We start from the raw sequence: 6,512 nt of genomic DNA, 5'->3' as shown, positions 1-6,512 counted from the left end.
CCCCAGGGGACCCTCTCTTGCCCTTTCAGGGCAATTCACCTTGTGTCGCCGGAAAGAACAGGATTTCATTTTATTCCGCCGCCCGCGGGCGGCGGAACTCCTTGCAGGAGGGCTTTTAAGAAGCCGACAGAAGAAAGTAAAAAAGACCGCCGAGAGGCGGTCTTTTTTTGCTTAAATCAGTCCCAGGTGCTCCACCAGGATTTTGCAGCCCATAAGGATCAGCACCAGTCCTCCGGCCAGCTCGGCCCGGGACTTGCCACGCTCGCCTACAATGCCGCCCGCCTTCACGCCGATGGCGGAGAGGACAAAGGTGGTCACGCCGATGAGGGTGATGGCCCAGAGGATATCCACCCGGAGAAAGGCAAAGGTGATGCCCACGGTGAGGGCGTCGATGCTGGTGGCCACCGCCAGAGGCAGCATGGCCTTGGGGGCAAAGGAAGCCCCCACCTCTTCCTCCTCCTGGCTGCGGGATTCCCGCACCATGTTCAGGCCGATAAGGCCCAGCAGCAGGAAGGCGATCCAGTGGTCCACGCTGGAGATAAAGCTCTGGAACCGGGACCCCAGCAGCCAGCCCAGGAAGGGCATCAGGGCCTGAAAGCCGCCAAACCAGATTCCGGCGGTGAGGGCGTGGCCCAGACGTACCCGCCCGGCCGACAGACCCTTGCACACCGACACGGCAAAGGCGTCCATGGACAGGCCAACCGCAATGACAAAAAGCTCCCAAATGCTCATAATAACTCCTCCCCGCCGGCAAAAAAACGAGACCTATCCGTTCTCACGGATAAGTCTCGTCATGTAAAACAAAGCCAGAGGTACTGAAACCCCAGTATGTTGACCTTGCTACGCGGGAAACCCGCGCCGACTACTCCCTTATGTGTAGGGGGATGGTACCATGGTTTTGGGGGATTAGTCAAGACAAACTGTGTCGAAGCGGAAAATTCTTCTGCTTAGAATTTTTCCAGCTTCTCCAGATCCATGACAAATACGGTCACACCGCCCAGCTCCACATTAACGGGCACGGAGGGCATGGCGGCGGCATACTGGCTGCCGGTGGGCATGGCCACGTTGGAGTAGATGGTCTGCTTGCGCTTGCCGGCGCACTGCTTCAAAATCTCCAGGGCCTTGTCCAGCTGATCGGCGGGCACGCCCAGCATGATGGTGATGTTCTTTTTCTTCCAGAAACCGCCGGTAGAGCTGAGCATGGTGACAAAGAAGCCATTTTTATTCAGCTGGCTGACGGTAGCGTCGTAATCGTCCTCCTGGACCACGGCCATAATAAGCTTGCTGTGGGTGTTCGTATCCATCACTAGGACCTCGCTCTCGTGAAGATGTAACCGCCCTGAGGTAGATTCACAGGCGGCGGGATGGTATCCTTACACCATATGATACAACATCCGCCGGGAAAAGAAAAGCGGGAATTGCCGCAGAGCTGCCCCGGCGAAAAAATGATTCCATTTTGTAACCTTTTTGCCCGCCGGACCATCTTAAAAGATGATCAGCTGATTCATCAAACCAAACCCAAGGAAAGGAGCCCACCCCCGCCTATGGTCACCCAGTTCATGGACAAAGAAATCTTCTGCGCCCATATTCTGGAGCATGAGAGCGCCATGTACCGTGCCGCCCGGTCCATCCTGAACAACCCGGAGGACGTGGAGGACGCGGTGCAGGAGGCCATCTGCGCCGCCTTTGCCCACCGGGGAGACCTGCGAGACCCACAGCGCTTCAAGCCGTGGCTGCTGCGGATCGTAGTCAACACCTGCTATGAGCTCTGCCGCAAGCAGAAGAAGGTCATCGACCTGGGCCAGGTGGAGGGCGTGCTGGAGGCCCCCAACGCCGATCCCACCGAGGCCATCTCCCTGTGGCAGGCGGTGCTGGCGCTGCCGGAGTCGCTGCGCACGGCGGTCACCTTGTTTTATTACGAGGACTGCACCGTGGCTCAGATCGCCCAGATCCTGAACATCTCTCAGGGGGCGGTGAAGCTGCGGCTCAACCGGGGGCGGGCGCGTCTGCGGACGATTTTGAACGAGGATTGAGGTACATTATGGATCATTTTGACGAGCAACTGAAGCAGCGGGCCCGCCAGGAACCCTTCCAGACACCCCCGTCCTACTGGCGCAGGGTGGAGGAGACCTGTGCCGCCCTGGAGGAGGACTCCCCCGTCCAGCCCCGGTCGCACGGGCGGCGGAGGGGAACGTGGCGGGCGTGGTCGGCCGCGGCGGTGGTGACTCTGCTTGTGGCCCTGCCCAATGTGTCCGGCTCGGCGGCCAAGGCCATGGAGCAGGTGCCGGTGCTGGGCAGTCTGGTACGGGTGGTCACCCTGCGCAACTACTTTTATGACGACGGGCACAGCAGCGCCGATGTATCTGTGCCCCAGGTGAACGGAGCGGGCCAGGCCGGGGAAGATGTGAACCAGGCGGTGCAGGAAAATATCTATCAGCTGCTGGATGAGTTTTATGCCGACGTGGACCAGATCGCCCAGGGGGGCGGCTATCAGGGGCTGAGTGTGTCCTACGATGTGATCACCGACAATGAGCACTGGTTTACCCTGAGGGTAAACGCGGTGCGTGCTCAGGGCAGCAGCGATGAGATGCTGCGCTACTACCACATCAATAAGGACACCAATCAGGTGGTCACCCTGTCCAGCCTGTTCCCCGAGGGCAGCGACTATGTGACGGTGCTGTCCCAGCAGGTAAAGAGCTGGCTGGAGGGGCGGGAGGATGCGTTCTTCTACCAGGAATTTACCTCCATTGACCCTGAGCAGAGCTTTTATTGGGGAGAGGACGGCTCTCTGGTGCTGGTCTTTGATGAGGGCAGCGTGCTGCCCGCCTCCTCTGGGAATCCAGAGGTGACCATCCCCGCCCAGGTGGTGCAGCAGCTGATGGAAGGGACGTAGCAAGGGGGAAGATACAGGGCGCAGAGGATGGGATATAGCTGGCGTTAATTTTCCGGCGCCGCCTTGACAAGCGGGGAAGGGGCTGTTATAGTCGAATTACCCCGCCAAAGGAGGTTTTGTTCGATGGCCTGGGATTTTTTTGCCCATACCCGCACCCTGGAGCTGCTGTACCATAAAATGCAGGCTCCCGTGCTGGAAGAATATCATCTCACCCAAATTGAGCTGGATGTGCTGCTCTTTCTCTCCCACCACCCTCAGCAGGACACCGCCAAGGATATTGTAGAAATTCGCCGCCTGACGAAATCCCACGTCTCCGCCGCGGTGGAGGGGCTGGTTCAGCGGCAGTATCTCCAGCGGCTGCGCCGCCCGGACAATAAAAAGCTCATTCATCTGGTGCTGCTGCCCGACGCCATGCCCGCGGTCCAGGCGGGTCAGGCCCGGCAGAGAGAGTTTTTCCAGACCCTCAAGAAGGGTTTTGAACCCCAGGAGGTCCAGGTGCTCAACGCCATGCTCAAGCGCATGGGCGAAAACGCCAAAGAGGCCTACGCACAACTATAAAATACGGCCCGTCTCCAAAAGGAGACGGGCCGTATTTTTTGTTATTCGGATTTGTCTGAGCTGATGGAACGGGTCTGGGTCCCAAAGTAAAAGGCGATGACCACCGAGAAGATGGTGAGAAAGCTCTGTACGTCCACCTGGCCGGTGGCCGTCATGTGGCCGAACACACCGGTGAGCATCAGGGTGACCAGGCTCTTCACGTCCAGCAGCTGGGACAGAAGCCTGCGTATAAAGGCACCCATGGGAATCCCTCCTTCCCGTCCATCCTATGCCGGAGAGGCGGGCGCGGTTATTCGGGTACTGGGGCGCGCAGCAGAAACCAGATGGCCCAACCAAAGGCCAGCACCAGGGCCACCCCGCCGCCGATGCCCAGCGTGGTCAGGTCAGGCATCTGGTCCAGGTAGGGATTCACAATCTGAGGGACAAAGCACACCGACATCCACAGCGCCCACAGCACCCACATGCCCTTTTTGCCGAAGCGGTGGAAAATGGTGCCGCACAGCACTCCCATGGCCATAGCGGCCAGAGGAATGACAAACCAGCCCCACAGGGGCATGACGAAGAGCTCCACAAACAGGGCGTTGGGAGAGATATTGTCCAAAGCCACCCATCCATCACTGCCATAATAGACGCCGTCGCAGCCGGTGATGGCCTGCCACAGAGAGGGAGCAAGCGACAGCTCCAGCCAGGCCAGCAGGGCAGACAGGAGCATGCAGAACAGGGCCACTGCCGCCGCAGCCCCCAGTGTCAGGGCAAGAGACCGGCGGCGGGTACAACCCAAGCGAACCAGATGGGAGAACTGAAAGCCGGAGTAGCTCAGACTGTAAATGAGGATGAGGAAGGCGCTGACAATGGGCAGGATCATGCCGGAGATCATTAGAGAGGTGCCGTCAGAGAAGAAGGCCAGCACCACCGCTGTAACGATGTGAGCCACCAGGAAGAAGCCTGCCAGCACGCCGGCGCACAGGGCAAAGTCATCCCAGGAGCTGCGCAGTAATTTGAAATACATTCCCATTCACCTCACAACATACCGGCGGATGGACCGCCACAGGAGAAGTTCGCCCAGAATCAGAATGGCCAGTAAAACAATTATGGCAATGGGCAGAAACAGAGGGGTAAAGCCCAGGTCAAAGAACCCCATGCCAGCCAAACCAAGCACCACCACTCCGATGATGGTCACCAGAATGGCCAGGAACATCACGAAGATACCCAGAGCCTTGGAGCGCACCATCAGCAGACCGGACAGGCCGCCCACCACCAGAATAGCCAGACAGAGAAGGGGATAGAGGGGGCCGTACTGGCCGGAGACCAGCAGCAGGAGGTGCAGGCGCTGATTGGGGACCCAGTTGCCCATTTGGGGGATGAGGGGCATCAGCAGGGTCAGTCCCCAGCCGATGAGAGCGTAGACAACCAGGATTAGCTGCATGCCCTGAAAGTAGGTGCGCCGAGTCCCGCCCATGGCAATGGCCAAGTTCAGGGTGGCGGTGGTCAGAGACACGCTGTACATAAAGAGGAACAGCAAAATGAGCAGGGGCATGGAGTAGAAGTAGGTGGCAAAGATGCCGTCTTGTCCCTGAGGTACTCCGGACACCAAAGCCAGAACCACCACCACCGCCTCAAAAACCACCATGGCGGATACATTGGGCCACAGGAAGGGCCAGAAGTATTGCAGACACTTTTTCATAGGAGCATCCCCTCCTTATCCCTCGTCTCCGTGGCCGCACAGAGCCACAAACACATTTTGCAGGTTCATGGGGGCAATATCCACATCGAACTGCTCCGCCTGGGCCAGCTGGGCCGCGCCGCCCCGCACGCCGCAGCTCTTGTGGCGGCCGGTCTCCCGGGTGGTGAGCACCTCCAGGCCCTGGCAGGCCCGGTCCACCTTCTCCTGGTGGCCGGAGATGTAGCGGAACTCATTGACCAGCTCGTCGGTCTCGGCGTTTTCGATGATCTTCCCCTCGTCCAGGATGATGACCCGCTCAAAGACCGAGGCGGCCTCCTCGATGATGTGGGTGGAGACAATAAAGGTGCGGTTTGTCTTGGCGTAGTCCTCCAGGAGGAGCTGGTAGAACCGCTCCCGCATCACCACATCCAGCCCGGCCACCGGTTCGTCCAGAATGGTGATGTCCGCTCCGCTGGCCAGAGCCAGCAGGATGGTCACCATGGACATCTGCCCCTTGGACAGCTGGGAAATTTTCTTCTTAGGGTTGAGCTTGAACTCCTGGAGCAGTCGTTGGGCATACTCCTGGTCCCAGTTGGGGTAGAAGATAGAGGCGGTGTTCAGGTAATACTTGATCTTCAGGTTGTTGGGGCCGGTAAATAGGGTGGGCTGGAGCTCCCGGGAGAAGCAGATGTGGTTGAGAGCGTCCTGGTTTTCCCACACGGACTTGCCGTTGTAGGTCACCTCGCCGCTGTCCATGGTGTTCTGGGCGGTGAGGATGGACAGCAGGGTGGTTTTGCCCGCTCCGTTGCGGCCGATGAGGCCGTAGATCTTGCCCGGCTGGATGTCCAGATCCAGGTCCTGGAGCACCTGGTTGTCGCCATAGGACTTGCACACGCCCTTGGCAGATAAAACGCCAGTATTCATGGTTATTCTCCTTCCCCGATGGCCTTGCGCACCATCGCCAGCAGCTCCTCCCCGGTGAGACCCAGGGAGCGTCCTTCGTCGATCATGGGCTGGATATAGCCCTGGCAGAATGCCGCTTTTCGTTTTTCCCGCACTTTTTCCACGCCTCCCGGAGATACAAACATGCCGATCCCCCGGCGCTTATACAAAATTCCGTCGGCCACCAGCAGGTTGATGCCCTTGGCGGCGGTGGCGGGATTGATGTTGTAGCAGCGGGAGAGCTCGTTGGTGGAGGGGACCTGCTCCTCCTCCCGGTACACCCCACGGAGGATGTCGTCCTCCAGCAGTTGGGCAATTTGCAGATAGATCAGGGTCTGGTCGCCCAGCGCGCCCCGCATGAGATCGCCTCCTTGTTCGTTGGTTAATTACTTGTATAATTAACCATATCACCAACATAGCTTCCTGTCAATAGAAAAACCCCGGCAGAAGAAATTT

General features: G+C 58.8%; 10 protein-coding genes. 3 read left to right on the top strand and 7 right to left on the bottom strand.

Going from position 1 to position 6,512, the window contains the following annotated elements; all coding sequences use genetic code 11:
- Positions 1-171 precede the first annotated feature (171 nt).
- Together ACLTXB_RS08570 and ACLTXB_RS08565 are read right to left on the bottom strand one after the other, a co-directional pair.
- On the bottom strand, positions 172-732 hold the full coding sequence (locus ACLTXB_RS08570; RefSeq protein WP_428226663.1) for a manganese efflux pump MntP family protein: 561 nt from the start codon (positions 730-732) through the stop codon (positions 172-174).
- Positions 733-947: 215 nt separating this feature from the next.
- Positions 948-1,304 (bottom strand): cyclic-di-AMP receptor, encoded by a 357-nt coding sequence (locus tag ACLTXB_RS08565; RefSeq protein ID WP_020989799.1) that lies wholly within the window; start codon positions 1,302-1,304, stop codon positions 948-950.
- 255 nt (positions 1,305-1,559) lie between these two features.
- Between ACLTXB_RS08565 and ACLTXB_RS08560 the strand changes: the two genes are divergently transcribed.
- The 3 genes from ACLTXB_RS08560 to ACLTXB_RS08550 all read left to right on the top strand — a co-directional run bounded on the left by ACLTXB_RS08560 (position 1,560) and on the right by ACLTXB_RS08550 (position 3,451).
- Positions 1,560-2,033 (top strand): sigma-70 family RNA polymerase sigma factor, encoded by a 474-nt coding sequence (locus tag ACLTXB_RS08560; RefSeq protein WP_191905357.1) that lies wholly within the window; start codon positions 1,560-1,562, stop codon positions 2,031-2,033.
- Positions 2,034-2,041: 8 nt separating this feature from the next.
- A complete protein-coding gene (locus tag ACLTXB_RS08555) occupies positions 2,042-2,893 on the top strand; it encodes a DUF3298 domain-containing protein (RefSeq protein ID WP_428226662.1) in 852 nt (283 codons plus the stop codon).
- A 123-nt stretch (positions 2,894-3,016) separates the two neighbouring features.
- Positions 3,017-3,451 carry a MarR family winged helix-turn-helix transcriptional regulator gene (locus ACLTXB_RS08550; RefSeq protein WP_428226661.1) on the top strand — a complete coding sequence of 145 codons (435 nt, stop codon included), beginning with the start codon at positions 3,017-3,019 and terminating at the stop codon, positions 3,449-3,451.
- Between the two features lie 41 nt (positions 3,452-3,492).
- On the opposite strand, the gene ACLTXB_RS08545 is transcribed toward ACLTXB_RS08550, so the two are convergent.
- Genes ACLTXB_RS08545 through ACLTXB_RS08525 form a run of 5 tightly spaced genes read right to left on the bottom strand, consistent with a single transcriptional unit; the run spans position 3,493 to position 6,415 of the window.
- A complete protein-coding gene (locus tag ACLTXB_RS08545; RefSeq protein ID WP_008981211.1) occupies positions 3,493-3,693 on the bottom strand; it encodes a hypothetical protein in 201 nt (66 codons plus the stop codon).
- A gap of 47 nt (positions 3,694-3,740) precedes the next feature.
- Positions 3,741-4,460 (bottom strand): hypothetical protein, encoded by a 720-nt coding sequence (locus ACLTXB_RS08540; protein ID WP_428226660.1) that lies wholly within the window; start codon positions 4,458-4,460, stop codon positions 3,741-3,743.
- A gap of 6 nt (positions 4,461-4,466) precedes the next feature.
- Entirely contained in the window at positions 4,467-5,135 is a 669-nt protein-coding gene (locus ACLTXB_RS08535; RefSeq protein WP_428226659.1) for a hypothetical protein, read from the bottom strand.
- A 15-nt stretch (positions 5,136-5,150) separates the two neighbouring features.
- Positions 5,151-6,038, bottom strand: coding sequence for an ABC transporter ATP-binding protein (locus tag ACLTXB_RS08530; RefSeq protein ID WP_428226658.1), 888 nt, complete (start codon positions 6,036-6,038; stop codon positions 5,151-5,153).
- Positions 6,039-6,040: 2 nt separating this feature from the next.
- The gene (locus ACLTXB_RS08525) at positions 6,041-6,415 is read right to left on the bottom strand and encodes a GntR family transcriptional regulator (protein WP_008981215.1); all 375 of its coding nucleotides are present in this window, start codon (positions 6,413-6,415) and stop codon (positions 6,041-6,043) included.
- Positions 6,416-6,512 lie beyond the last annotated feature (97 nt).

It is taken from the genome of Flintibacter sp. (genome assembly GCF_046973065.1).
Note: the sequence above shows the minus strand (reverse complement) of the source record. Positions and strands in the feature narration are given on the sequence as shown.

What these genes read in the sequence shown, in the direction of transcription:
- ACLTXB_RS08565 (WP_020989799.1), bottom strand. Translation starts at nt 1,304, where the DNA reads ATGGATACGAACACCCACAGCAAGCTTATTATGGCCGTGGTCCAGGAG.
- ACLTXB_RS08555 (WP_428226662.1), top strand. Translation starts at nt 2,042, where the DNA reads ATGGATCATTTTGACGAGCAACTGAAGCAGCGGGCCCGCCAGGAACCC.
- ACLTXB_RS08560 (WP_191905357.1), top strand. Translation starts at nt 1,560, where the DNA reads ATGGACAAAGAAATCTTCTGCGCCCATATTCTGGAGCATGAGAGCGCC.
- ACLTXB_RS08550 (WP_428226661.1), top strand. Translation starts at nt 3,017, where the DNA reads ATGGCCTGGGATTTTTTTGCCCATACCCGCACCCTGGAGCTGCTGTAC.
- ACLTXB_RS08570 (WP_428226663.1), bottom strand. Translation starts at nt 732, where the DNA reads ATGAGCATTTGGGAGCTTTTTGTCATTGCGGTTGGCCTGTCCATGGAC.
- ACLTXB_RS08525 (WP_008981215.1), bottom strand. Translation starts at nt 6,415, where the DNA reads ATGCGGGGCGCGCTGGGCGACCAGACCCTGATCTATCTGCAAATTGCC.
- ACLTXB_RS08535 (WP_428226659.1), bottom strand. Translation starts at nt 5,135, where the DNA reads ATGAAAAAGTGTCTGCAATACTTCTGGCCCTTCCTGTGGCCCAATGTA.
- ACLTXB_RS08545 (WP_008981211.1), bottom strand. Translation starts at nt 3,693, where the DNA reads ATGGGTGCCTTTATACGCAGGCTTCTGTCCCAGCTGCTGGACGTGAAG.
- ACLTXB_RS08530 (WP_428226658.1), bottom strand. Translation starts at nt 6,038, where the DNA reads ATGAATACTGGCGTTTTATCTGCCAAGGGCGTGTGCAAGTCCTATGGC.
- ACLTXB_RS08540 (WP_428226660.1), bottom strand. Translation starts at nt 4,460, where the DNA reads ATGTATTTCAAATTACTGCGCAGCTCCTGGGATGACTTTGCCCTGTGC.